This window comes from Vibrio sp. 10N.247.311.14 (genome assembly GCF_041467715.1).
GTDB classification, from domain to species: Bacteria; Pseudomonadota; Gammaproteobacteria; order Enterobacterales; family Vibrionaceae; genus Vibrio; species Vibrio crassostreae_C.
In genome coordinates this window covers 1-25474 of record NZ_JBFSVE010000028.1, presented here as the reverse complement: position 1 = coordinate 25474, position 25474 = coordinate 1, and the positions used below count along the sequence as shown (strand labels likewise).

Here is a 25474-nt window from a genome sequence, read left to right as displayed (position 1 = left end):
AATGAAGACCTCCAAACCGAACTTAGCCAAGATAATATTTTTTGATTTGATCTCCGTGGGCAAGGTCCCATTGATGCTTCTTATCTGTATCTTCGCGAGTGCGATGGGGGTCGTTCTCACGACACACATGTCACGTCAGGCAATCACGCAAAAAGACATGGCATTGAGTGAGCGTGAACAGCTTGATAATGAATGGCGAAATTTAATGCTTGAAGAGACGGCTCTGGCTGAACATAGCCGCGTTCAAGCATCGGCAAAACGAGAGCTAGACATGAAACGTCCAGACTCCGACAAAGAAGTTGTGATCATACTGAAATGACCGGAAAAAAGGAAAAAGCCCCCGCGAAAGCCGTTAAGAAACCAACGAAAGAGCGAGTGAAGAGCGAAAAGGACTCGGATCCAATTCTGATTAAATGGCGTTTCAACGTCGTTATTGCTTTTGTGTTGGTTGCCTTTTCTGTACTAGTAGGTCGTGTGGCTTACATCCAAGTCATTGAACCAGATAACTTAATTCGTCAGGGCGACCTTCGTTCTGTACGTGTTAAGGCTATTCCTTCTGCCCGCGGTATTATTTCAGACCGCAATGGCGAACCACTTGCTGTGAGTGTGCCTGTTGAGGCGGTATGGGCTGACCCGAAAACCATCTTCGATAAAAATGGCATGGCCCAAATTGATCGTTGGTATGCGCTAGCTGATGTACTTGGCTTAGATCGACAATCGATGATCAACAAGATCTCCAGCGACAAATCTCGTCGTTTTATCTACCTACAAAGACAAGTTAGCCCAGCAATGGCGAAATACATCCGCGACTTAAAGCTGGTGGGTATTGGTCTTAAAGCAGAATCACGTCGTTATTACCCAGCCGGTGAAGTCAGCGCGCATCTTATTGGTGTGACCGGAATTGATGGACACGGCCTAGAAGGTGTCGAGCGCAGCTACGATAAGTGGCTCACGGGTGAAGCAGGTAAACGTACAATCCGTAAAGACCGTTACGGGCGAGTAGTTGAAAACATTGCACTAGAAGAGCGTGAAGAAGGTAAACCACTCGAATTGACCATCGATCAGCGCTTACAAGCCATCGCTTATCGAGCGATTAAACAGGCGGTAGCCGATCACAAGGCGACGTCTGGATCTGCCATCTTATTAGACGTAAAAACGGGTGCGGTTTTGGCCATGGTTAACGCACCGTCTTACAACCCAAACAATCGTGCTGATTTACAAAGCTTTAAGATGCGTAACCGCGTGATCACCGATGCTTTTGAGCCAGGTTCGACGGTTAAGCCGTTTGTTGTTCTTGCCGCTCTCGAAAATGGTACCGCGGATGCTGATACTGTAATTGATACGGGTAACGGCATCATGCAAATCGGTGGTAGCCGTGTACGTGATACTTCCAAAGTTGGTAAGGCAGACTTGGCGTTAATCCTTAAGAAGTCGAGTAACATCGGTGTGGCGAAGTTAGCACTGGATATGCCACTTGAAGCGCTACTGGGCATGTACAGTTCTGTTGGTCTTGGCGAGATGTCTGGGCTGAATCTAGTCGGTGAGACCGCGGGTATTTTCCCGAACCGTCGACGCTGGTCTAAGTTTGAAATCGCTACCTTATCCTTTGGTTATGGTCTAGCGATTACTCCGCTGCAATTGGCTCATGCCTATGCGACGTTAGCGAATCACGGTGTTTACGAACCTATCCATATCGTTAAAAGCAACGACCAAGATTTCTCAAAACAGATCATCAAGCGCGAAAATGCTGAGTTGGTTTTGAACATGCTAGAAGGCGTAACCCAAAAGGGCGGTACAGCGACAAGAGCTGCCGTGCCGGGTTACCGAGTAGCAGCAAAAACAGGTACATCTAGAAAAGCGATTTCCGGTGGTTATGGAGACGAGTACTTCGCCTATACCGCAGGTGTTGCTCCAGTGAGTGACCCAAGAGTCTCTTTGGTTGTGATGATCAATGAACCTCAAGGTGACCTCTACTATGGTGGCTCGGTCGCAGCCCCTGTTTTTTCTGAAATCATGAAGGGCGCACTGCAAATTCTGAATGTCCCTGCTGATGAAAACAAGTTTCAAGAATAGAGCCAATCAGGATTCAATATGAGTAATAGCCTCACGCTGTCATCTTTACTTTCTCCTTGGGGTGACTTTAGTTCACCTGAGCTGGATGCGATTGCTGTTAAGCAGTTGGAGTTGGATAGCCGTGCGATCAAGGACGGTGATATCTTTGTTGCCATTGTTGGACATGCCGTTGATGGTCGTCGCTTTATCGACAAAGCGATCGCTCAAGGTGCGAAAGCCGTCATCGCACAGGCTGGTGATGACAAAACTCATGGCTTGGTTAACTGGTTAAATGCCGTTCCTGTTGTTTATGTAGCAGAGCTAAATTCAATTCTCTCTGAACTGGCAGGCCGAGTTTATTCTTCTCAAGCGACCAAACTGATTGGCGTTACAGGTACCAATGGCAAAACCACCATCACTCAATTGATTGCTCAATGGCTTGATCTCGTTGGTCAACGCTCTGCGGTAATGGGCACAACAGGTAATGGCTTCTTAGATAATCTAAAAACAGCAGCTAACACCACAGGCAGTGCGATTGAAATACAGCGCACGCTGAGTGAGTTGGCTGAAGAAAAAGCCGTTTATACCGCGATGGAAATCTCTTCTCATGGTTTGGTTCAAGGCCGCGTAAAAGCGTTGGATTTTGAGGTTGGTGTATTCACAAACCTGAGTCGTGACCACTTGGATTATCACGGCACGATGCAAGAGTACGCACTGGCTAAGAAAAGCCTGTTTACTCAACATAAATGCAAGCATGCAGTGATCAATGTGGATGATGAAGTCGGTAAAGCTTGGATGTCAGATTTGTCCAATGCGATAGCCGTTTCATTGCTTCCGCTGTCTGGTTATCAACAGTCAGTGTGGGCATCTGATGTCGCTTATGCAGAAACCGGTATTCAGATGTCTTTTGAAGGTAGCTGGGGGCAAGGTCAGCTTTCGGTTCCTTTAATTGGTCAGTTCAACGCATCAAATGTGTTGGTTGCTTTCGCGACTCTGCTTTCACTGGGCATCGACAAGCAAATCTTGGTCGACACCGCGCCTCAGCTTCAACCTGTGATTGGTCGCATGGAACTGTTCCAAGTACCAAACAAAGCAAAAGTCGTTGTCGATTACGCGCACACACCAGATGCTCTAGAAAAAGCATTGGCGGCACTGCGTGTACACTGTTCTGGAAAACTATGGGCAATCTTTGGCTGTGGTGGTGATCGAGATACCGGCAAGCGCCCAATGATGGCGGTAACGGCTGAGCAGTTCGCCGACAAAATTATTATTTCAGATGACAATCCTCGCAGCGAAGATCCTGCTTTGATTGTTAAAGACATGCTGGCAGGTTTAAGTGAGCCTGAAGTCGCCTTTGTTGAACACGATCGCTTTCAGGCGGTTAAGTTTGCTCTAGAGCAGGCGGGTAATAACGACATTATTCTTCTGGCAGGTAAAGGCCATGAGGATTACCAAGTATTGAAAGACAAAACGATCCACTATTCGGATCGAGAGTCAGCACTACAACTTTTAGGTATTTCATAATGATTGATGTATCACTCGAGCAGATCTGCTCAGCGGTGAACGGTCAGCTGATAGAGGCTGGCAAATCGAGCAATAGTTTGATCAATGCGGTTTCTACCGATACTCGCACCGTTGAAGAAGGTGCACTGTTTGTTGCTCTCGTAGGTGAACGTTTTGATGCGCATGATTTTTGTGGTCAGGCTGTTGAGGCCAATGCGAGTGCGTTATTAGTTCAACGAAAACTTGACCTAAATATTACTCAAGTTGTTGTTGAAGACACTAAACTTGCTTTAGGTCAGCTAAGTGCTTGGATCCACAAACAATGTAACGTGCCAACCATGGCGATAACAGGAAGCTGTGGCAAAACGACCGTCAAAGAGATGGTCGCGAGTATTCTACAACAACGTGGCAAAGTGCTGTTTACAGCGGGTAACTTCAATAATGATATTGGAGTACCACTAACCTTGCTGCGCAGTGAACCCAATGACGACTATGCCGTGATAGAACTGGGCGCGAACCACATTGGTGAAATTGCCTATACCACGCAGCTTGTGAAACCACAGGTGGCCTTAGTGAATAACGTTGCTGCCGCGCATCTAGAGGGCTTTGGCTCAATTGATGGTGTTAAACAAGCGAAAGGTGAAATCTTTCAGGGGCTTGCTGCTGGTGATACTGCTATTGTTAACCTAGAGAGCAACGGTGGTGATTTCTGGAATGAAGTGCTTGCAGATAAAAGCGTGCTGACATTTTCAGAAAGCGATAATGCGGCGGATTACTTTGCTAAGAATATTCGCATTAATGAGCAAGGTGAAGCTTGCTTTGATATGCAGACACCACAAGGTGCAATGGCAGTTGAACTTGGCATTATTGGTCAGCACAACGTGGCAAATGCGTTGGCGGCTGCAGCGTTAAGCACTCAATTTGGTGCCACGCTTGAGGAAATAAAAAGCGGTTTAGCAAACCTTATCTCGGTGAAAGGTCGAGTTGAGGTTCAACAATTAAGTCAGAATATCAAGCTGATAGATGACAGTTATAACGCCAGCGTACCTGCAATGAAGGCAGCAGCAAAATTGCTGTCGAGCTTCAAAGGTCAACGTTGGTTGATTTTAGGCAATATGGCTGAATTAGGCGACGAAAGTCTTGCACTTCACCGTCAAGTCGGTGAATATGCTGCCCCATTCGCTTTTGAGCATGTACTCACTTACGGTGATGATACCAAGGTGATTAGTGAGGTCTGTAACGGTACCCACTTTGCAACGCATCAAGCGATGATCGCGCACATAGAGCAGCACTTACGCTTGCCAGAAAACGCGTCACATACCTTGTTGGTAAAAGGCGCGAATAGTGCAGGAATGAGTAAAATAGCCGCTGCTTTAAAGGAGAACTTTTCATGATAATTTGGCTTGCAGAGCTACTACAGCCATACCTTTCTTTTTTCCGTTTGTTCGAATACCTATCGTTTCGTGCAATCGCGAGTATTTTGACGGCTTTATGTCTGTCGCTGTGGATGGGACCTCGTTTAATTGAGCGTCTGCAAATGCTACAAATTGGCCAAGTTGTTCGTAATGACGGCCCTGAATCTCACTTTAGCAAACGTGGTACACCAACCATGGGCGGCGTGATGATCCTAGCTGCCATTATTATTACGGTATTAATGTGGGCTGATCTTTCTAACCCTTACGTTTGGGCGGTATTAGTTGTCCTTGGCGGTTACGGCGCGGTTGGCTTTGTTGATGACTACCGTAAAGTGGTTCGTAAGAACACAGATGGCTTGATTGCTCGCTGGAAGTACTTCTGGCAATCGGCTATTGCATTGGTTGTGGCATTTGCTCTGTATGCTCACGGGCACGATACTGCGGCAACTCAACTGGTTGTTCCTTTCTTTAAAGATGTGATGCCACAATTGGGTTTATTGTACATCGTACTGACTTATTTTGTTATTGTGGGTACCAGTAACGCGGTGAACCTAACAGACGGCCTAGATGGTTTGGCGATTATGCCAACGGTGATGGTTGCTGCTGGTTTTGCTGTGATTGCTTGGGCGACAGGTAACGTTAACTTCGCAGCATATCTACACATTCCATACATCCCATACACTTCTGAGCTTGTGGTTGTATGTACTGCTATCGTCGGTGCAGGCCTAGGTTTCCTATGGTTCAACACCTACCCAGCACAAGTATTCATGGGCGATGTTGGCTCACTAGCACTGGGCGGTGCACTGGGTGTGATTGCGGTACTCGTTCGTCAAGAGTTGGTACTAGTGATCATGGGTGGTGTGTTTGTAATGGAGACTCTGTCAGTGATTCTGCAGGTGGGCTCTTACAAATTGCGTGGTCAGCGTATTTTCCGCATGGCACCGATTCACCACCACTATGAACTTAAAGGTTGGCCAGAGCCGCGTGTTATCGTGCGTTTTTGGATAATCTCAATGGTATTAGTACTGGTTGGCCTAGCGACACTGAAAGTTCGTTAATCCTGTATGAGCCTCTGAATAGGGGCTCTTTAAAACTATTAAGAGCATCTTGTTTAAATGGAACGTTGGCAAAATATTCAAAATGTAGTGGTTGTGGGGCTCGGTATTACCGGGCTCTCTGTCGTTAAACATCTCGTAAAATATCAGCCCCATACTTGCGTAAAGGTAATTGATACGCGAGAGCTACCACCAGGAAAGGAATCTTTGCCTGAGTCGGTAGAGCTGCATTCTGGAAGCTGGAATAGCCAATGGCTAGCTGAGGCTGATCTGGTGGTTGCTAACCCAGGTATTGCTTTAGCGACACCTGAAATTCAAGATGTGCTTCAAGCGGGTACGCCTGTCGTTGGCGACATCGAGCTGTTTGGTTGGGCTGTAGATAAGCCTGTTGTGGCGATTACTGGTTCAAACGGTAAGAGTACCGTGACGGATTTGACTGGTGTGCTTGCTAAGGCTGCTGGGCTTAATGTTGGCGTTGGCGGCAATATTGGCATTCCTGCCCTAGACCTTCTAGAACTTGATGCGGATTTATATGTCCTTGAACTTTCAAGTTTTCAGCTAGAAACTACATCGAATTTAAAACTTGCCGCTGCGGCATTCTTAAATCTGTCTGAAGATCATATGGATCGCTATCAAGGCATGGCTGATTACCGTGAGGCCAAGTTAAGAATCTTTAATAACGCGCAGTGTGCGATTGTTAATCGTGAAGACAAAGAGACTTACCCTGACCAGACAATGCCATTGTTGACTTTTGGCCTAGATAACCAAGAGTTTGGTGTATCAACGATTGATAGTACTGAGTGGTTGGTCGATCACGGTAAACCTGTCCTTGCTACCCAAGATTTAACATTGGTTGGACGTCACAATGTGGCGAATGCGTTAGTCTCACTTGCACTATTGAAGCAAGTTGGTATCGACTACAGCAAAAGTCTTGATGCTTTGAAGGCCTATAACGGTTTGACGCATCGTTGCCAAGTCGTGGCTGACAAGCGCGAAATCAAATGGGTTAATGACTCCAAAGCAACGAATGTAGCCAGCACATTGGCAGCCCTGTCTGGGTTGGAGTATCAAGGTACGTTATATCTTTTGGTTGGCGGCGTTGGTAAAGGTGCTGACTTTAGTGAGCTTGAACCAGTATTGGCGCAACTTGAGCGTGTTCAGCTGTGTTGTTTCGGTGAAGATGCAGATCAATTCATGCCTCTGCACCCATCGGCACAAAAGTTCGATACCATGCAGCAGATAATCGAATCTATCTCGCCACAGCTGGTGGCTGGAGATATGGTGATGCTGTCTCCGGCGTGCGCAAGCTTCGATCAATTTAATAATTTCATGGCAAGAGGTGATGCGTTCACTGAGCTTGCTCATGAGTATGCTTAACGTGTTGAAGGACTAACATTCAGTGCAAAGAGTCAAAGAGATTAATCAATCCATCTGGCAGTGGCTAAACCGTGCTACTCCCGAGGCGCTTTACGATCGTCAATTGGTGTGGATTGCTCTTGGGCTAATGCTGACAGGTTTGGTGATGGTGACGTCTGCTTCGTTCCCCATCAGTGCTCGTTTAACCGATCAGCCGTTTCACTTTATGTTCCGTCATGCCATCTTCCTTGTATTGGCGTTAGGTGTCTCTAGCGTCATATTGCAAATCCCGATGCAACGCTGGTTTCAATACAGTATGTATCTACTGGGCTTGTCCTTCTTCTTGCTGATTGTGGTATTAGCCGTCGGTAAGTCGGTTAACGGCGCATCGCGTTGGATCCCATTAGGGCTATTTAACTTACAACCCGCTGAAGTCGCCAAGTTATCGCTGTTTATCTTTATGGCGGGCTACTTGGTTCGGAAGCAAGATGAAGTGAGAAAAACCTTCTTCGGTGGTTTTGGTAAACCGATCATGGTATTCGGCGCTTTTGCCGTGCTGCTGCTAGGCCAGCCCGATTTAGGTACTGTGGTCGTAATGCTAGTGACCCTGTTCGGCATGCTATTCATTGCTGGTGCCAAGCTTTCACAGTTTATCGCCTTGATGGTGGCAGGTATTGCCGCGGTCGTCGGTTTGATTGTTATAGAACCTTATCGTGTTCGACGTGTTACCTCATTCTGGGAACCTTGGAACGACCCGTTCGGCAGTGGTTACCAGTTAACTCAGTCATTGATGGCGTTTGGCCGTGGTGATTGGATGGGGCAAGGGCTCGGTAACTCAATTCAGAAACTCGAATACTTACCCGAAGCGCACACCGATTTTGTATTTGCTGTGTTGGCAGAAGAATTGGGTTTTGTTGGCGTGACCTTGGTCTTGATACTCATCTTTAGCTTGGTTTTTAAAGCCATTTTTATTGGCAAAAAAGCCTTTGAACACGATCAAGTGTTCAGCGGCTATCTGGCTTTTGGTATTGGTATTTGGTTTGCGTTTCAGACGCTTGTTAACGTAGGTGCTGCATCTGGCATCGTTCCGACCAAAGGTCTAACCCTACCGCTAATCAGTTATGGTGGTTCGAGTTTAATTGTTATGTCTGTGGCGGTATCAATGCTGCTGCGCATTGACCACGAATGCCGAATGCAACAAAAAGAACAAGCTGATAGTCAAAACGAATTAGTAGAATAAGAATCTAACGTGATGAAACAAAACAAAAAACTTTTAGTGATGGCTGGTGGTACTGGCGGTCACGTTTTCCCAGGGTTAGCAGTAGCGAAAAAGCTTCAGCAACAAGGTTGGGAAATTCGCTGGTTAGGCACAGCAGACAGAATGGAAGCGGATTTAGTGCCAAAGCATGGCATTGAAATCGACTTCATCAAAGTGAAAGGCCTGCGTGGTCAAGGCATTAGCAAGTTAATTAAAGCGCCGTTCCAGATTATTAATGCCATACTTCAAGCAAGGCAACACATCAAAGCATGGCAGCCTGATGTGGTACTTGGTATGGGTGGCTACGTGAGTGGCCCGGGTGGTATCGCGGCATGGTTGTCTGGCATTCCAGTGGTTCTCCATGAACAAAATGCAGTGGCAGGTTTAACCAACCAATGGCTGTCTAAGATTGCTAAAAAGGTTTTCCAAGCTTTCCCTGGTGCTTTCCCTACCGCAGAAGTGGTGGGTAACCCAGTACGCGAAGATGTGGTTGCCTTAGCTGAACCCGAGCAACGCATGGCTGAGCGTGATGGTGACATCCGCATCTTGGTTATGGGCGGCAGTCAGGGCGCAAAAATCCTAAACGATACCTTGCCAGTAACGATGGCGCAGCTTGGTGAAGGCTTCACTGTGATGCACCAAGCGGGTAAGAACAATCAACAACAAGTTATTGAGCAATACAAATCACATTCTGTTGGTAATGTTCAAGTGACTGAATTTATTGATGATGTGGCGCAAGCTTATGAGTGGGCAGATCTATTAGTGTGTCGCTCAGGTGCATTAACCGTATCAGAAGTGTCTGCGGCAGGTGTCGGTTCTATCTTCGTTCCGTTTATGCACAAAGACAGACAACAAGCGTTGAATGCCGACCATTTAGTTGAATGTGGCGCAGCGTTAATGATTGAACAGCCTCAACTAACGGCTGATAAGCTAGCGAACACTATCGCGCAGCTTGATAGAAATGAATTAAAAATGATGGCAACAAAAGCTCGTCAAGCCGCCAAGCTTGATGCTGATGTGACCGTCGCTGAAGCGATTAAAGCTTTAGCAAAATAATGAGATTGAATTGATGACGATTGAACATACCCAAGACTTAGCGCAAATCCGTGCAATGGTGCCAGAGATGCGCCGTGTTAAATCTATCCACTTCATTGGTATTGGTGGTGCCGGAATGAGCGGGATTGCTGAAGTCTTACTAAATGAAGGCTACCAGATCACGGGTTCTGATATTGCTCAAAACCCAGTGACTGATCGTTTAGTTAGCAAGGGTGCGACCGTTTATATCGGTCACCAAGCGAGTAACGTTGCCGACGCAAGTGTGGTGGTTGTTTCAACCGCTATCAACGAAGAAAACCCAGAAATTATTGCAGCTCGTGAAGCGCGCACACCGATCGTTCGTCGTGCAGAAATGCTGGCTGAGCTGATGCGTTTTCGTCACGGTATTGCTGTGGCAGGTACGCACGGTAAAACAACCACGACTGCGCTAGTGACACAGATTTACTCGGAAGCCGGCCTAGATCCAACCTTCGTAAATGGTGGTTTGGTGAAAAGTGCCGGCACTAACGCACGTTTAGGTTCAAGCCGTATTCTTATCGCTGAAGCCGATGAAAGTGATGCGTCATTCTTACATCTGCAACCTATGGTTAGTATCGTAACTAACATTGAAGCGGATCATATGGATACCTACGGCGGCGATTTTGAAACGCTAAAGCAGACGTTTATTGATTTTTTACACAACCTACCATTCTACGGTCAGGCTGTGATGTGTGTTGATGATCCAGTAGTGCGTGAGCTTATTCCTCAGGTAAGTCGCCAGGTGATTACTTACGGTTTCTCTGAAGATGCGGATATTCGTATTGAGAACTACGTACAAGAAGGCCAGCAAGGCAAATTCACAGTGGTACGTGAAGGTAAAGCTAACCTTGATATCACGTTAAACATTCCAGGTCGTCACAATGCATTGAATGCATCAGCGGCGATTGCTGTTGCAACAGAAGATGACATCAGCGATGAAGCGATTCTAAAAGCGATGGCGGGAACCGAAGGTACTGGACGTCGTTTCGATCACCTTGGTGAGTACGAAACAGGTAATGGTGTCGCTATGTTGGTTGATGATTACGGTCACCACCCAACCGAAGTTGATGTAACTATTCAGGCTGCTCGTAGTGGGTGGACTGACAAGCGTCTTGTTATGATTTTCCAGCCGCACCGTTACAGTCGAACGCGTGATTTATATGATGATTTTGCGAACGTTCTTGAGCAAGTTGATGTCTTAATCTTATTGGATGTTTACTCGGCGGGTGAGAAACCTATTGCAGGTGCAGATGGACGCTCATTAAGTCGAACTATTCGCGGGCGTGGTAAGATTGATCCAATCTTTGTTGCTGATATCAACGCACTGCCATCGGTTTTAGCTAACGTGATTCAAGGCGGTGACCTTGTATTGACGCAGGGTGCAGGCGATGTTGGTCGCGTTGCTAAGCAGCTAGAATCATTACAATTAGACATTAATAAAATGCAGAACGCGTAGCTGAATACTGTCTACAGACTGTGGTCAATCGCTCACTTCTTGCGATTGACCTAAAATTGACCAAAAATCTTATTATCAACGTTTGATAGTTTGATTTTGCTCAGTATAATTCATAGGTTAAAGTAAGTGCTTTTACCTCTATTACGAAGATAGGGAATAGAATTGCGAACCAACGACAGGGAAAGCGGGCTTTGGTAGAAAGTACTTTTAGCGAAAACCGCCACCTATTCAGTTTACCATCGCTCAAGAAACACGCCTTAGGCGGGTCCTTTTTTGTCATGGTATTGCTATTCATTGGGTTTCTTTTTTATACCACACTAACTTGGATGTGGGACGATCAGCGATTGCCTCTCTCCAAAATAGTACTTCAAGGCGACTTAACTTACGTAACCGCTGGTGATGTTCAACATGCCTTTAGCGAGCTAGAGCACATTGGAACCTTCATGTCGCAAGACATCGGTGTGTTGCAAGACAGTTTAGAAGCGTTACCTTGGGTTTCAGTGGTCTCCATTCGTAAGCAGTGGCCAGACACAATAAAAGTATTTTTGACTGAGTACCATGCGGCAGCAATCTGGAACGGTAACATGCTGCTGAATGACGATGGTCAGGTGTTTAATGGTGATATCGGCCTGTTAAAGGGCGATAGAGTTAAGCTTTACGGCCCAGACGGCACCAGCCAAGAAGTGATAGAAAAGTGGCGACAGATAACTCCTTTGATTAACAGTCTAGGGTTAACCGTTACCTCTCTCGTTCTCAATGAGCGTCGCGCTTGGCAAATAATCCTAGATAACGGTATCCGTTTAGAACTAGGTAAAGATTCTTTAGATGAGCGTGTTGAACGCTTCATTTCGCTTTACAACGAACTTGGTAGTAAAGCGAATCAAGTGAGCTACATCGACCTCAGGTATGATACGGGAGCCGCTGTAGGCTGGTTTCCAGAGCAAGAGTTAGAAGAGAGCACAGATGACTAAGACCGCAGATGACAACATAATCGTTGGTCTTGATATAGGCACTGCGACCATATCAGCTCTGGTTGGTGAAATATTGCCTGATGGTCAAATCAATATCATTGGTTCTGGGCAAAGCCCATCCAGAGGTATGGATAAAGGTGGTGTAAACGACCTAGAGTCGGTAGTTAAGTCGGTTCAGCGAGCTATTGATCAAGCAGAGTTGATGGCGGAATGCCAAATCAGCAATGTATTTATCTCGCTATCGGGTAAACATATCGCAAGCCGAATTGAAAAAGGCATGGGCACTATCTCTGATGAAGAGGTGTCTCAAGACGATATGGATCGAGCGATCCATACCGCGAAATCAATTAAAATAGGTGATGAGCAGAGAATTCTGCACGTGATCCCACAAGAATTTACCATTGATTATCAAGAAGGGATTAAGAACCCACTTGGCTTATCTGGTGTTCGAATGGAAGTCAGTGTTCACCTAATTTCTTGCCATAGCGACATGGCGAGAAACATTATTAAAGCTGTTGAACGATGTGGTCTCACAGTAGAACAAATCGTGTTTTCAGGACTTGCCTCAAGCAATGCGGTAATTACTGAAGACGAGAGAGAGCTTGGAGTATGTGTTGTCGATATCGGTGCGGGTACAATGGATATTTCCATTTGGACTGGCGGCGCACTTCGACACACAGAAGTCTTTTCCTACGCAGGAAATGCAGTAACCAGTGATATTGCCTTCGCTTTCGGCACGCCAGTGAGCGATGCTGAAGAGATAAAAGTAAACCATGGTTGCGCTCTGAGTGAACTCGTAAGCAAGGATGACTCTGTTAACGTCCCAAGTGTTGGTGGTCGCCCATCGAGAAGTTTGCAACGACAAACTTTGTCGGAAGTGATTGAACCACGTTACACTGAACTTATGGGTCTCGTTAACCAAACTATTGATACGGTTCAATTACAGCTACGAGATGAAGGTATTAAACACCACCTTGCAGCTGGCGTCGTTCTTACTGGTGGAGCGGCACAAATTGACGGATTGGTAGAGTGTGCGGAACGTGTTTTCCGCAATCAAGTTCGAGTTGGTAAGCCGTTAGAAGTTAGTGGCTTAACTGACTATGTTAAAGAGCCGTATCATTCTACGGCGGTTGGTTTACTTCATTACGCAAGAGATTGTCAGATCAGTGATGAAGGTGATTACAGCGAACCTAAGCGTTCAGCACCTTCTATGTCTGGTTTATTTGGCAAATTGCGTAATTGGATACAAAAAGAGTTTTAACCTGAGTTGCAGGAAAAAACGGAGATAACACATGTTTGAACCGATGATGGAAATGTCTGACGATGCAGTAATTAAAGTCGTTGGAGTTGGTGGCGGTGGCGGTAACGCTGTTGAGCACATGGTACGTGAATCAATCGAAGGCGTAGAATTCATCAGTGTTAACACTGATGCACAAGCACTTCGTAAAACAAGCGTGAGCAGCGTGATCCAAATTGGTGGTGATATCACTAAAGGTTTGGGCGCTGGTGCAAACCCACAAGTAGGCCGTGATGCAGCTCTCGAAGATCGAGAAAGAATTAAAGAAGTTCTAACTGGCGCCGATATGGTATTTATCGCAGCTGGTATGGGCGGTGGTACTGGTACAGGTGCTGCTCCAGTTATTGCTGAAGTTGCGAAAGAGTTGGGTGTGCTGACGGTTGCTGTTGTAACTAAGCCATTTAGCTTTGAAGGCAAAAAGCGTTTAGCGTTTGCTGAGCAAGGTATTGAAGAGCTTTCTAAACATGTGGATTCATTAATTACGATTCCAAATGAAAAGCTACTTAAAGTACTTGGCCGCGGCGTAACTCTGCTAGAAGCTTTCGCAAGTGCAAATGATGTACTTAAAAACGCTGTACAAGGTATCGCTGAGCTAATTACTCGCCCTGGTATGATTAACGTCGATTTCGCGGATGTTCGCACCGTAATGTCTGAGATGGGTCATGCAATGATGGGTAGCGGTATCGCAAAAGGTGAAGACCGTGCTGAAGAAGCTGCTGAAACAGCAATTTCTAGCCCACTACTAGAAGACATCGACCTAGCTGGCGCGCGTGGCGTTCTTGTGAACATCACTGCAGGCCTAGATATGCGTCTAGATGAGTTCGAAACAGTAGGTAATACAGTTAAGGCATTCGCATCTGATAATGCAACAGTTGTGATTGGTACTTCTCTAGACCCTGATATGACGGATGAAATCCGCGTAACTGTTGTTGCAACAGGTATCGGCACAGAGAAAAAACCAGACATTACATTAGTTGCTGGTGGTAAAGCTAAGGTTGCACCAACTCCTCAACCACAGGTAGCGGCTCAAACTGCACCAAAAGTGGAAGAGAAAGTGGCACAACCATTGCAAGAAAAAACTGAGGTTAAACCTCAAGTTAAGCCGCAACCAACAACGTCACCTGTTTCTTCAGGTACAGGCGCTAGCCAAAGTGCAGCACCTAAGGCTGAGAAAGAGAGTGGATACTTAGATATTCCAGCATTCTTACGACGTCAGGCTGATTAACAAATACCCAAAATTTGACTATCGTCGAATTAATGGTAAAATTCGCGGTCGGTAAATACTGACCGTGATTTGTAGCACTGATAACGAGGCAAGCAGATGATCAGACAACGTACTCTGAAAGAAATTGTGAAAACAACTGGTGTGGGTCTCCACTCTGGTCGTAAAGTCACACTTACTCTTCGCCCGGCAGCTGCAAATACAGGTATTGTTTATCGTCGTACAGATGTCAATCCACCTGTAGATTTCCCAGCTGATCCAGCGTCAGTTCGTGACACTATGCTATGTACAGCTCTTGTTAATGACGAAGGCGTACGTATCTCTACAGTGGAACACCTTAACGCAGCTTTAGCGGGTATGGGCATCGACAACATTATTGTTGAAGTAGATGCTCCTGAAATCCCAATTATGGATGGTAGCGCAAGCCCATTCGTATACTTGCTACAGCAAGCGGGTGTAGAAACACTGAATGCAGCGAAGCGTTTTATTCGTATCAAAAAGCCTATCCGTTTTCAAGATGGCGATAAGTGGGCAGAGTTTGTTCCATTTAACGGCTTCCGTATGGACTTTGAGATCGACTTTAACCACCCAGCAATTGAATCTGATGAGCAACGTTTGTTGTTTGATTTCTCTTCACAAGGTTTTGTGAAAGAAATCTCTCGCGCTCGTACTTTCGGCTTCATGCGCGACATTGAGTATCTACAATCTCAAAACCTAGTACTTGGTGGTAGCTTTGATAATGCTATCGTACTTGACGAATACCGAATTCTTAATGAAGAGGGTCTACGTTTTGACAATGAGTTCGTAACTCATAAAGTACTAGATGCGATTGGTGACTTGTACATGTGTGGACACGCTATTATTGGTGAGTTTCGTGCATACAAATCAGGTCACGGCCTAAACAACCAACTACTACGTGCAGTACTTGCTGACGCAGAAGCTTGGGAATGGGCAACATTCGAAGAAGAAGTAGGCTCTCCTGTTGCATTTGCTGAACCAGGAATGGTTCTAGCGTAATTGTTGTTTACAGCAATATAAGATTTCGAAAACCAGGTCATTGACCTGGTTTTTTTGTATCTATTTTCCAGATACAGTGTCGTCAACATCCGAAAGTTGTCTCCCAATGAGCTGCAGTCTGGCTAATCCATCAGCAATTAGAAAGAAAAGTTCCAAGCACATCAAACAAATGGGGTTATAAATGGTTGTTGGTGTGAAAATTACTTACACTAAAGGGCATTAATTTTAACTCAAGCCTTGAAAACTCTACTCTCAAGTACAATATCAAAGATACTAGATTTATCTCAGTATCCTTGGTTAGTAACTGAAGACTAGTTCATAGCTAGTAGAGACACTGACGGCATTTAAAATAGATCGCGGACGATCTGAGAACGAAGAGATTCCAAGCACATGATTACTAAGCTGCTGACAAAGGTAATTGGCAGTCGCAATGACAGAACACTGCGCCGCCTTAGAAAAATTGTAAAAGAAATTAATAACTTCGAACCAACGTTTGAAGCACTTTCAGACGAAGAACTAAAAGCAAAAACGGTTGAATTTCGTGAGCGCTTAGATAAAGGTGAATCGCTAGACCAACTTCTACCTGAAGCATTTGCTACGGTACGTGAAGCGTCTAAGCGTGTTTACGGCATGCGTCACTTTGACGTGCAAATGATTGGTGGCATGGTTCTAAATGCTGGCCAAATTGCAGAAATGCGTACTGGTGAAGGTAAGACTCTTACAGCAACCCTACCAGCTTATCTTAACGCCCTACCTAGCAAAGGTGTTCACGTAGTAACGGTGAACGACTACCTAGCGAAGCGTGATGCGGAAACAAACCGCCCATTATTTGAATTCCTTGGTATGACTGTTGGCGTAAACGTGCCAAACATGGCTCCACCAGAGAAGAAAGAAGCGTACCAAGCGGATATCCTATACGGAACAAACAACGAGTTTGGCTTCGATTACCTACGTGACAACATGGCTTTCCGTGCTGAAGATCGTGTTCAACGTGAGCGCTTCTTTGCTGTTGTCGATGAGGTTGACTCAATCTTAATCGATGAAGCTCGTACTCCACTTATTATCTCTGGCCCAGCTGAAGATAGTTCAGATCTTTACACGCGTATTAACACGTTGATCCCTAACCTTGAGCGCCAAGACAAAGAAGATTCTGAAGAGTACCGTGGTGAAGGTCACTACACCATGGACGAGAAATCGAAACAGGTTCACCTGACTGAAAACGGTCAAGAATTTGTAGAAGAGCTAATGGTCAAAAACGGCCTGATGGAAGAGGGTGACACGCTTTACTCTCCAACTAATATCAGCCTATTGCACCATGTTAATGCAGCGCTGCGTGCACACGTACTGTTTGAGAAAGACGTCGACTACATCGTTACTGAAGAAGGCGAAGTGGTTATCGTTGATGAACATACTGGTCGTACTATGCCAGGTCGTCGTTGGTCTGAAGGTTTACACCAAGCTGTTGAAGCTAAAGAAGGTGTGAAGATTCAGAATGAAAACCAGACGCTAGCATCGATTACATTCCAGAACTTCTTCCGTTTATACGAAAAACTGTCAGGTATGACAGGTACAGCCGATACAGAAGCTTTCGAATTCCAGTCTATCTACGGCCTAGAAACAGTGGTTATCCCAACCAACAAGCCTATGGTTCGTAACGATATGCCAGATGTGGTTTATCGTACCGAAGAAGACAAGTTCAATGCGATCATTGAAGACATCAAAGACCGTGTAGCTGCTGGTCAGCCATCATTGGTTGGTACGGTTTCTATCGAGAAGTCTGAACTACTGTCTAACGCACTGAAAAAAGCAAAAATTAAGCACAGCGTTCTAAATGCTAAATTCCACGAAATGGAAGCAGAGATCGTTGCACAAGCTGGTATGCCGAGTGCGGTAACTATCGCAACTAACATGGCTGGTCGTGGTACCGATATCGTGTTAGGTGGTAGCTGGCAGGCACAAGTTGAGAAGCTAGAGAATCCAACCAAAGAGCAGATCGAGAAGATCAAAGCTGACTGGAGAGTAATCCACGATAAAGTGCTTGAGTCAGGTGGTCTGCACATCATTGGTACTGAGCGTCATGAATCTCGCCGTATCGATAACCAGCTACGTGGTCGTTCTGGTCGTCAAGGTGATGCGGGTTCTTCTCGTTTCTACCTATCAATGGAAGATTCTCTGCTACGTATCTTCACATCGGATCGTATGGCTGGTCTTATCCAAAGTGGTATGGACGAAGGCGAAGCGATCGAATCTAAGATGCTTTCTCGCTCAATTGAAAAAGCACAACGTAAAGTTGAAGGTCGTAACTTCGATATTCGTAAGCAGCTTCTTGAGTACGATGATGTAGCCAATGACCAACGTAAAGTGGTTTATGAGCTTCGTGACGAACTGATGAGTTCTGACGACATCAGCGAAATGATCGAACACAACCGTGAAGATGTACTGGCATCAGTCATTGATGAATACATCGCACCTCAGTCTCTTGAAGATATGTGGGATATCGCGGGTCTGCAAGATCGTCTGAAGAATGACTTCGATCTAGACTTTGATATTCAAGGTTGGTTAGACGAAGACGACAAGCTTTATGAAGAAGCATTGCGTGAGCGTATTCTTGGTATGGCGGTTGATTCGTACAAACAGAAAGAAGAAGTGGTTGGTGCTCAAGTACTGCGTAACTTCGAGAAATCTGTGATGCTACAAACGCTAGACGGTCTTTGGAAAGAGCACTTGGCTGCGATGGATCACCTTCGTCAAGGTATCCACTTACGTGGTTATGCTCAGAAGAACCCGAAACAAGAGTACAAGCGCGAGTCGTTTGAACTGTTTGAAGGCCTACTAGATGTACTGAAAACAGACGTTGTTACCATCCTTTCTAAAGTGCGCGTTCAGCAACAAGAAGAAGTTGAAAAGATGGAAGCTCAACGTCAAGCTCAAGCTGAAGAAGCGGCGCGTCGTGCACAAGCGCAACATGCAACAGCTGAAAACCAGCTAGCTGACGATGAAGCTGAAGCGGCATCTCCACAAACGGTAGTGCGTGACGAGCGTAAAGTTGGCCGTAACGAGCCATGCCCATGTGGTAGCGGTAAGAAGTACAAGCAGTGTCACGGTAAAATCGCGTAAGTTTAATGAATCGTTGCTGTAGCGCATGATAGCTGCGTTGGTGGTACTCACTTACAGTCGTAAGCTCCGTGCCACCGCCTTGCTCTCATACACTACAACTTAGCTTCATAAAACTGACAAATAGAATATAAAGAGTCGCTTAGGCGGCTCTTTTTGTATGTAAATTTCATGGCTTACTTTGTTACGCAAGGAAGTTGTCATTCCCTATAGCGAGGAGCGAGCGTAGTAGGGAATCTTGTTTAGTTAGGCTCGCGTAGTTTTAGATCCCCAACTCAGTCGTTCCTCTTTCTTGAGGATGACGTATTTAGGGACTATGTGAGTTCAGCGTTTTATTAAGGAACACCATCAATGAAAAGAATCCATATCGTAGCGGGTATTATCTTCAATCAAGATAAGTCACAGGTCTTTATCACTAAGCGTCCAGATGACAAGCACAAAGGTGACTTCTGGGAATTTCCAGGTGGCAAGGTTGAAGAGGGCGAAACTATTGAGCAAGCGATGACTCGCGAGCTTGATGAAGAGGTCGGTATCAAGGTGACCGAGCAGTCTCTGTTTGAGCATCTTGAATTTGATTACACGGATAAGTCACTTAAGTTCGATTTCATTCTCGTGACTGATTTTGAAGAGCAGCCTTATGGTAAAGAAGGTCAGCAAGGTGAATGGGTAAGCCTAGAATCATTGAATCAATACGCCTTCCCAGAGGCAAATGTGCCAATTTTAGAGCGAGTAATAAAAGAGTTTTCGTAATTGCTAGCCTGAGTTTGAGATTGTTGTTAGTTTAAAGAGATTAATCGATTGAACGTTGCTGCAAGAGATAAGTGGCAACGGTAACCAAAACAATGGAGATATTCGCAGTGGTAAGAATTGCAATTGCAGGAGCAGCGGGCCGCATGGGCCGCAACTTGGTGAAAGCCGCTCATCATAATTCAGAAGCAAGTGTTGGAGCTGGTTCAGAGCGTCCAGAGTCATCTTTGGTCGGCGTAGATGTCGGCGAGTTATGCGGTGAAGGTCGTTTTGATGTTGCTTTAGTCGATGATTTGTCTAAAGCCATCGAAGAGTTTGATGTGATTGTCGATTTTACTGCCCCTGTTAGCACATTAGCGAATATTGAACTTTGTAAACGTCACGGTAAAAAACTGATCATCGGTACAACGGGCTTCTCTGAAGAAGAGAAGCAGGTAATTGATGCTGCTTCAAAAGAGATGGCTATCGTAATGGCACCTAACTACAGCGTTGGTGTGAACCTGGTCTTTAAGCTGCTAGAGAAGGCCGCTAAAGTGATGGGCGATTACTGTGATGTCGAGATCGTTGAGGCTCATCACCGTCATAAAGTCGATGCACCGTCAGGTACTGCGATTGGGATGGGCGAAGCTATTGCGGGTGCGATGGGCAACGAGCTGAACGATGTAGCTGTATGGTCACGCGAAGGTATTACTGGTGAGCGTACTAAAGATGAGATTGGTTTCGCGACGATTCGTGCCGGTGACATTATTGGTGAACACACCGCTATGTTTGCTGATATCGGTGAACGAGTGGAAATTACCCATAAAGCCACTGATAGAATGACCTTTGCTAATGGCGCAATCAAGGCCGCGGTTTGGTTAAATGATAAACCAGCAGGCTTTTATACCATGACGGATGTGCTTGGTTTGAATGACCTATAAATAGATATTTATGCGCTGGCAATTGCCGGCGCTTTCTTTATTTGGTGCCTTTTCCTTAGTAAACTCACTTCTACGATCTTCCTTCTGCTTTCTTATTATCGCCTTTTTGACTCTATTTCTATGCTACTTATGTGGTCTTTAGTGTGTTTTTTGTTTTAGACCTTTAAATTACCATGTTTTCTCTTTGTATTTATCGATTGCGTTTTGTTGCTGATATTTTTGTTACTCTATGGTTGGCTAAAATGAGGGGTGAAAATTAGAAAATCGTAATATTCGAGCTAAATGCGTATGAAAGTTGAACTTTTGGAGCTTTGAGGGGGGGAATTGAATTAGTCCTTACAAATGTTTAATTTCTTTTGAGTTAAATGTTGACACGTATCACGCAGATCACTAAAATACCGCCAATTTGTCTAATTTCCATAAACACGCAGTTTTTGGTGTTGCAGGAAGGTAGATTTGCAAATTAAATCAATTTTAATGCATTTTTATTTCTGGAGGTTGTCTTGAAGAAGTCAGCACTACTCGTCCTAGAAGATGGGACAGTATTTCACGGTGAAGCCATTGGCGCTGTAGGTTCTGCAGTTGGTGAAGTCGTTTTTAATACCTCGATGACGGGGTACCAAGAAATCCTCACTGATCCTTCCTATTCTCAACAAATCGTTACCCTTACTTACCCTCACATTGGCAATACCGGAACCAATTCCGAAGACGAAGAATCTTCTTCAATCCACGCTCAAGGCCTTGTGATTCGCGATCTCCCTCTAATCGCTTCTAACTTCCGTAATGAACAATCCCTTTCTGATTACCTTAAGTCGCAAAACGTTGTTGGTATCGCTGATATCGATACTCGTAAGCTGACGCGTATTCTTCGTGAAAAAGGCGCACAGAACGGTTGTATCGTAGCTGGTAACAATTTAGACGAAGCTTTGGCTCTAGCTAAAGCAAAAGAATTCCCTGGCCTGAAAGGTATGGACCTTGCGAAAGAAGTTACAACAAAAGAAGCGTATCAATGGAAACAAGGTTCGTGGACGCTTACGGGTGGACTTCCTGAAGCGAAAGCAGACTCAGAATTGCCATACCACGTTGTTGCTTATGACTTCGGTGCAAAACGAAATATCCTACGAATGCTTGTTGACCGCGGCTGCCGCCTAACGGTTGTTCCTGCTGAGACTTCAGCTGAAGAAGTACTTGCTCTGAACCCAGACGGTGTTTTCCTTTCAAATGGCCCTGGTGACCCAGAACCATGTACTTACGCAATTGAAGCGACAAAAGTGTTCCTAGAAAAAGGTTTACCAATCTTCGGTATCTGTCTAGGTCACCAGATTCTTGCTCTTGCGTCAGGCGCTAAGACAGTGAAGATGAAGTTTGGTCACCACGGTGCAAACCACCCAGTGAAAGATTTAGATCGTGATGTTGTGATGATTACTTCGCAAAACCACGGCTTTGCTGCTGACGAAGAAACTCTTCCAGAGACACTACGTGCAACGCACAAATCATTATTTGATGGTTCTCTACAAGGTATTCACCGTACAGACAAACCAGCATTCAGCTTCCAAGGTCACCCTGAAGCGAGCCCAGGTCCAGAAGACGCAGCGCCGTTATTCGACCACTTTATTGAACTAATCAAACAGCACACAGCGTAATTCGGAGTAGTAGACAATGCCAAAACGTACTGACATTAAAAGTATTCTTATTCTAGGTGCTGGCCCGATCGTTATCGGCCAAGCATGTGAGTTCGATTACTCTGGTGCTCAAGCTTGTAAAGCGCTTCGCGAAGAAGGTTACCGAGTTATTCTTGTAAACTCGAACCCAGCGACAATCATGACTGACCCAGACATGGCAGATGCAACTTACATCGAGCCTATCCAATGGGAAGTTGTGCGTAACATCATCGCTAAAGAGAAGCCTGATGCAGTTCTACCTACTATGGGTGGCCAAACTGCATTGAACTGTGCTCTAGACCTAGAAAAGCACGGCGTTCTTGAAGAGTTCGGTGTTGAAATGATTGGTGCAACGGCTGACGCTATCGATAAAGCAGAAGACCGTTCACGCTTCGATAAAGCAATGAAAGCAATTGGCCTTGAGTGTCCAACTGCTGATACAGCGAAAACGATGGAAGAAGCTTACAAAGTTTTAGACATGGTTGGCTTCCCTTGTATCATTCGTCCATCGTTCACGATGGGTGGTACTGGTGGCGGTATCGCTTACAACAAAGAAGAATTTGAAGAAATCTGTCGTCGTGGTTTGGACTTATCTCCAACAAACGAACTTCTTATCGATGAATCACTTATCGGTTGGAAAGAGTACGAGATGGAAGTGGTTCGTGACAAAAACGACAACTGCATCATCGTATGTGCGATTGAAAACTTCGACCCAATGGGTATTCACACAGGTGACTCAATCACTGTGGCTCCAGCTCAAACGCTGACAGACAAAGAATACCAACTAATGCGTAACGCATCTCTAGCAGTACTGCGCGAGATTGGTGTTGAAACAGGTGGTTCAAACGTACAGTTTGGTATCAACCCGAAAGATGGCCGTATGGTTATCATCGAGATGAACCCACGTGTATCTCGCTCTTCTGCACTAGCATCTAAAGCAACGGGTTTCCCAATCGCTAAGATTGCAGCGAAACTGGCTGTTGGTTTCACGCTAGACGAGCTAATGAATGACATCACTGGCGGCGCAACTCCAGCATCATTCGAACCAACAATCGACTACGTAGTAACTAAGATTCCTCGTTTTAACTTCGAGAAGTTTGCAGGTGCTAACGACCGCCTAACGACGCAAATGAAGTCGGTTGGTGAAGTTATGGCTATCGGCCGTAACCAACAAGAATCTCTACAAAAAGCACTTCGCGGCCTAGAAGTTGGCGCGACTGGTTTTGACGAAATGGTAGACCTAGACGCACCAGATGCTCTAACGACTATCCGTCACGAACTTAAAGAAGCTGGCGCAGAGCGTATTTGGTACATCGCTGACGCATTCCGTGCTGGTATGTCGGTAGATGGTGTATTCAACCTAACGCAAATCGACCGTTGGTTCCTAGTTCAAATCGAAGACATCGTTAAGCTAGAGCAAGAACTTAAAGCGAAAGGCTTTGCTGGTCTAAATAAAGACGAGCTAAACAAGCTTAAGCGTAAAGGTTTTGCTGATGCGCGCCTATCTAAGATTCTAGGTGTAGCGGAAAGCGAAATCCGTCGTCTACGTGACCAATACGATATCCACCCGGTATACAAGCGTGTAGATACGTGTGCAGCTGAGTTCTCTTCAGATACGGCTTACATGTACTCATCTTACGATGACGAGTGTGAAGCAAACCCAACAGACAAAGAAAAAATCATGATTCTAGGCGGCGGTCCAAACCGTATCGGCCAAGGCATTGAATTTGACTACTGTTGTGTACACGCATCACTAGCGCTACGTGAAGATGGCTACGAAACTATCATGGTTAACTGTAACCCTGAGACAGTTTCTACAGACTACGATACGTCTGACCGTCTGTACTTCGAACCAGTAACTCTGGAAGACGTACTAGCAATCGCTCGTGTTGAGAAGCCAAAAGGCGTTATCGTTCAGTACGGTGGTCAAACGCCACTTAAACTGGCACGTGCTCTTGAAGCTGCTGGCGTACCAATCATCGGTACTAGCCCAGACGCAATCGACCGTGCAGAAGACCGTGAGCGTTTCCAAGTTGCTGTAGACCGTCTAGGCCTACTTCAACCAGAAAACGCGACAGTAACAACAATGGAGCAAGCGGTAGAGAAATCTCGTGAAATCGGCTTCCCACTTGTTGTACGTCCTTCTTACGTACTTGGTGGTCGTGCGATGGAAATCGTATACGACGAGCAAGACCTACGTCGCTACTTCAACGAAGCAGTTAGCGTATCAAACGAATCTCCAGTACTACTTGATAGCTTCCTAGATGACGCTGTTGAAGTAGACGTAGATGCGATTTGTGACGGTGAGCGCGTTGTAATCGGCGGTATTATGGAGCACATCGAGCAAGCGGGTGTTCACTCTGGTGACTCAGCATGTTCTCTTCCTGCATACACGCTAAGCCAAGAAATCCAAGACGTAATGCGCGAGCAAGTTGAAAAGCTAGCGTTCGAGTTGGGTGTTCGTGGTCTGATGAACACGCAGTTTGCTGTTAAGAACAATGAAGTGTACCTAATCGAGGTTAACCCTCGTGCAGCACGTACGGTTCCATTCGTATCTAAAGCAACTGGTGCGCCAATCGCTAAGATTGCCGCTCGTGTAATGGCGGGTCAATCTCTAGAGTCTCAAGGCTTTACGAAAGAAATCATCCCACCTTACTACTCAGTGAAAGAAGTTGTACTTCCATTCAACAAGTTCCCTGGTGTTGACCCACTGTTAGGCCCAGAAATGCGCTCTACTGGTGAAGTTATGGGTGTTGGTGCGACGTTCGCAGAAGCATACTCTAAAGCTGAATTGGGTTGTGGTAACATCTACCCAGAAGGCGGTCGTGCACTTCTTTCTGTTCGCGAAGGCGACAAAGAGCGTGTTGTTGACCTAGCATCTAAACTATCTAAGCTTGGTTACCAGCTAGACGCAACTCACGGTACTGCGGTTATCCTTGGCGAAGCGGGCATCAACCCACGTCTAGTAAACAAGGTACACGAAGGTCGTCCTCACATTCTTGACCGTATCAAGAACAACGAGTATACGTACATCGTGAACACTGCAGCTGGCCGTCAAGCGATTGAAGATTCTAAAGTTCTTCGTCGTGGTGCACTTGCTGAGAAAGTTAACTACACGACTACGCTAAATGCTGCATTCGCGACTTGTATGGCGCACACTGCAGACGCGAAAACGTCAGTAACTTCAGTTCAAGAGCTACACGCTCAGGTTAAAGCTTCTCAAGCTTAATCGCCTAAAGTGTATCGCTGATATGCGGATATAAATGCTCAAAGCCCACTCCTCGGAGTGGGCTTTTTTATGGTGCGCCGAGCATGGCGTTGATCTAGGAGGTGAAAGTCCTCTACGGGCTCAGTCG

At 45.7% G+C, this 25474-nt stretch carries 18 protein-coding genes; all 18 read left to right on the top strand.

Annotated elements, in window-relative coordinates:
• The first annotated feature begins 1 nt into the window (after window position 1).
• The 18 genes from ftsL to carB all read left to right on the top strand — a co-directional run bounded on the left by ftsL (window position 2) and on the right by carB (window position 25347).
• Entirely contained in the window at window positions 2–319 is a 318-nt protein-coding gene (gene ftsL, locus AB6F11_RS11975; protein WP_102393653.1) for a cell division protein FtsL, read from the top strand.
• Entirely contained in the window at window positions 316–2073 is a 1758-nt protein-coding gene (locus AB6F11_RS11970) for a peptidoglycan glycosyltransferase FtsI (RefSeq protein WP_008223684.1), read from the top strand. The genes ftsL and AB6F11_RS11970 overlap by 4 nt, the downstream gene beginning before the upstream one ends.
• 18 nt (window positions 2074–2091) lie before the next feature.
• Window positions 2092–3576, top strand: coding sequence for a UDP-N-acetylmuramoyl-L-alanyl-D-glutamate--2,6-diaminopimelate ligase (gene murE, locus AB6F11_RS11965; RefSeq protein ID WP_102393652.1), 1485 nt, complete (start codon window positions 2092–2094; stop codon window positions 3574–3576).
• Complete coding sequence (gene murF, locus AB6F11_RS11960; RefSeq protein WP_102393651.1) at window positions 3576–4949, top strand: UDP-N-acetylmuramoyl-tripeptide--D-alanyl-D-alanine ligase; 1374 nt, start codon at window positions 3576–3578, stop codon at window positions 4947–4949. Before murE ends, murF begins: the two co-directional genes overlap by 1 nt.
• Window positions 4946–6028: a phospho-N-acetylmuramoyl-pentapeptide-transferase gene (mraY, locus tag AB6F11_RS11955; RefSeq protein ID WP_102393650.1), complete on the top strand. Its 1083-nt coding sequence runs from the start codon at window positions 4946–4948 to the stop codon at window positions 6026–6028. Before murF ends, mraY begins: the two co-directional genes overlap by 4 nt.
• Before the next feature lie 57 nt (window positions 6029–6085).
• Window positions 6086–7402, top strand: a complete 1317-nt coding sequence (murD, locus tag AB6F11_RS11950; RefSeq protein ID WP_029235639.1) for a UDP-N-acetylmuramoyl-L-alanine--D-glutamate ligase — start codon at window positions 6086–6088, stop codon at window positions 7400–7402.
• 22 nt (window positions 7403–7424) lie between these two features.
• Window positions 7425–8621 carry a cell division protein FtsW gene (ftsW, locus tag AB6F11_RS11945; RefSeq protein WP_017059286.1) on the top strand — a complete coding sequence of 399 codons (1197 nt, stop codon included), beginning with the start codon at window positions 7425–7427 and terminating at the stop codon, window positions 8619–8621.
• A gap of 12 nt (window positions 8622–8633) precedes the next feature.
• The gene (gene murG / locus AB6F11_RS11940) at window positions 8634–9695 is read left to right on the top strand and encodes an undecaprenyldiphospho-muramoylpentapeptide beta-N-acetylglucosaminyltransferase (RefSeq protein WP_017062898.1); all 1062 of its coding nucleotides are present in this window, start codon (window positions 8634–8636) and stop codon (window positions 9693–9695) included.
• Between the two features lie 13 nt (window positions 9696–9708).
• Window positions 9709–11169: a UDP-N-acetylmuramate--L-alanine ligase gene (murC, locus tag AB6F11_RS11935; protein ID WP_102393649.1), complete on the top strand. Its 1461-nt coding sequence runs from the start codon at window positions 9709–9711 to the stop codon at window positions 11167–11169.
• Between the two features lie 278 nt (window positions 11170–11447).
• The gene (locus AB6F11_RS11930; protein ID WP_017059290.1) at window positions 11448–12140 is read left to right on the top strand and encodes a cell division protein FtsQ/DivIB; all 693 of its coding nucleotides are present in this window, start codon (window positions 11448–11450) and stop codon (window positions 12138–12140) included.
• Entirely contained in the window at window positions 12133–13401 is a 1269-nt protein-coding gene (gene ftsA / locus AB6F11_RS11925) for a cell division protein FtsA (RefSeq protein WP_010434747.1), read from the top strand. The genes AB6F11_RS11930 and ftsA overlap by 8 nt, the downstream gene beginning before the upstream one ends.
• Before the next feature lie 31 nt (window positions 13402–13432).
• Complete coding sequence (ftsZ, locus tag AB6F11_RS11920; RefSeq protein WP_017059291.1) at window positions 13433–14662, top strand: cell division protein FtsZ; 1230 nt, start codon at window positions 13433–13435, stop codon at window positions 14660–14662.
• Window positions 14663–14758: 96 nt separating this feature from the next.
• On the top strand, window positions 14759–15676 hold the full coding sequence (gene lpxC / locus AB6F11_RS11915; RefSeq protein WP_102393647.1) for a UDP-3-O-acyl-N-acetylglucosamine deacetylase: 918 nt from the start codon (window positions 14759–14761) through the stop codon (window positions 15674–15676).
• 390 nt (window positions 15677–16066) lie between these two features.
• On the top strand, window positions 16067–18793 hold the full coding sequence (gene secA / locus AB6F11_RS11910) for a preprotein translocase subunit SecA (protein ID WP_017069544.1): 2727 nt from the start codon (window positions 16067–16069) through the stop codon (window positions 18791–18793).
• Window positions 18794–19141: 348 nt separating this feature from the next.
• Window positions 19142–19540: an 8-oxo-dGTP diphosphatase MutT gene (gene mutT / locus AB6F11_RS11905; RefSeq protein ID WP_102393646.1), complete on the top strand. Its 399-nt coding sequence runs from the start codon at window positions 19142–19144 to the stop codon at window positions 19538–19540.
• Window positions 19541–19632: 92 nt separating this feature from the next.
• Window positions 19633–20457 carry a 4-hydroxy-tetrahydrodipicolinate reductase gene (gene dapB / locus AB6F11_RS11900; protein ID WP_020628676.1) on the top strand — a complete coding sequence of 275 codons (825 nt, stop codon included), beginning with the start codon at window positions 19633–19635 and terminating at the stop codon, window positions 20455–20457.
• 503 nt (window positions 20458–20960) lie between these two features.
• Complete coding sequence (gene carA / locus AB6F11_RS11895) at window positions 20961–22100, top strand: glutamine-hydrolyzing carbamoyl-phosphate synthase small subunit (RefSeq protein WP_048609692.1); 1140 nt, start codon at window positions 20961–20963, stop codon at window positions 22098–22100.
• 16 nt (window positions 22101–22116) lie between these two features.
• A complete protein-coding gene (carB, locus tag AB6F11_RS11890) occupies window positions 22117–25347 on the top strand; it encodes a carbamoyl-phosphate synthase large subunit (RefSeq protein WP_017059294.1) in 3231 nt (1076 codons plus the stop codon).
• Window positions 25348–25474 lie beyond the last annotated feature (127 nt).

Excerpts from the sequence above, each read along its gene's own strand:
- ftsL (WP_102393653.1), top strand. The coding sequence starts at position 2 with ATGAAGACCTCCAAACCGAACTTAGCCAAGATAATATTTTTTGATTTG.
- AB6F11_RS11970 (WP_008223684.1), top strand. The coding sequence starts at position 316 with ATGACCGGAAAAAAGGAAAAAGCCCCCGCGAAAGCCGTTAAGAAACCA.
- murE (WP_102393652.1), top strand. The coding sequence starts at position 2,092 with ATGAGTAATAGCCTCACGCTGTCATCTTTACTTTCTCCTTGGGGTGAC.
- murF (WP_102393651.1), top strand. The coding sequence starts at position 3,576 with ATGATTGATGTATCACTCGAGCAGATCTGCTCAGCGGTGAACGGTCAG.
- mraY (WP_102393650.1), top strand. The coding sequence starts at position 4,946 with ATGATAATTTGGCTTGCAGAGCTACTACAGCCATACCTTTCTTTTTTC.
- murD (WP_029235639.1), top strand. The coding sequence starts at position 6,086 with ATGGAACGTTGGCAAAATATTCAAAATGTAGTGGTTGTGGGGCTCGGT.
- murG (WP_017062898.1), top strand. The coding sequence starts at position 8,634 with ATGAAACAAAACAAAAAACTTTTAGTGATGGCTGGTGGTACTGGCGGT.
- murC (WP_102393649.1), top strand. The coding sequence starts at position 9,709 with ATGACGATTGAACATACCCAAGACTTAGCGCAAATCCGTGCAATGGTG.
- AB6F11_RS11930 (WP_017059290.1), top strand. The coding sequence starts at position 11,448 with ATGGTATTGCTATTCATTGGGTTTCTTTTTTATACCACACTAACTTGG.
- ftsA (WP_010434747.1), top strand. The coding sequence starts at position 12,133 with ATGACTAAGACCGCAGATGACAACATAATCGTTGGTCTTGATATAGGC.
- ftsZ (WP_017059291.1), top strand. The coding sequence starts at position 13,433 with ATGTTTGAACCGATGATGGAAATGTCTGACGATGCAGTAATTAAAGTC.
- lpxC (WP_102393647.1), top strand. The coding sequence starts at position 14,759 with ATGATCAGACAACGTACTCTGAAAGAAATTGTGAAAACAACTGGTGTG.
- secA (WP_017069544.1), top strand. The coding sequence starts at position 16,067 with ATGATTACTAAGCTGCTGACAAAGGTAATTGGCAGTCGCAATGACAGA.
- mutT (WP_102393646.1), top strand. The coding sequence starts at position 19,142 with ATGAAAAGAATCCATATCGTAGCGGGTATTATCTTCAATCAAGATAAG.
- dapB (WP_020628676.1), top strand. The coding sequence starts at position 19,633 with ATGGAGATATTCGCAGTGGTAAGAATTGCAATTGCAGGAGCAGCGGGC.
- carB (WP_017059294.1), top strand. The coding sequence starts at position 22,117 with ATGCCAAAACGTACTGACATTAAAAGTATTCTTATTCTAGGTGCTGGC.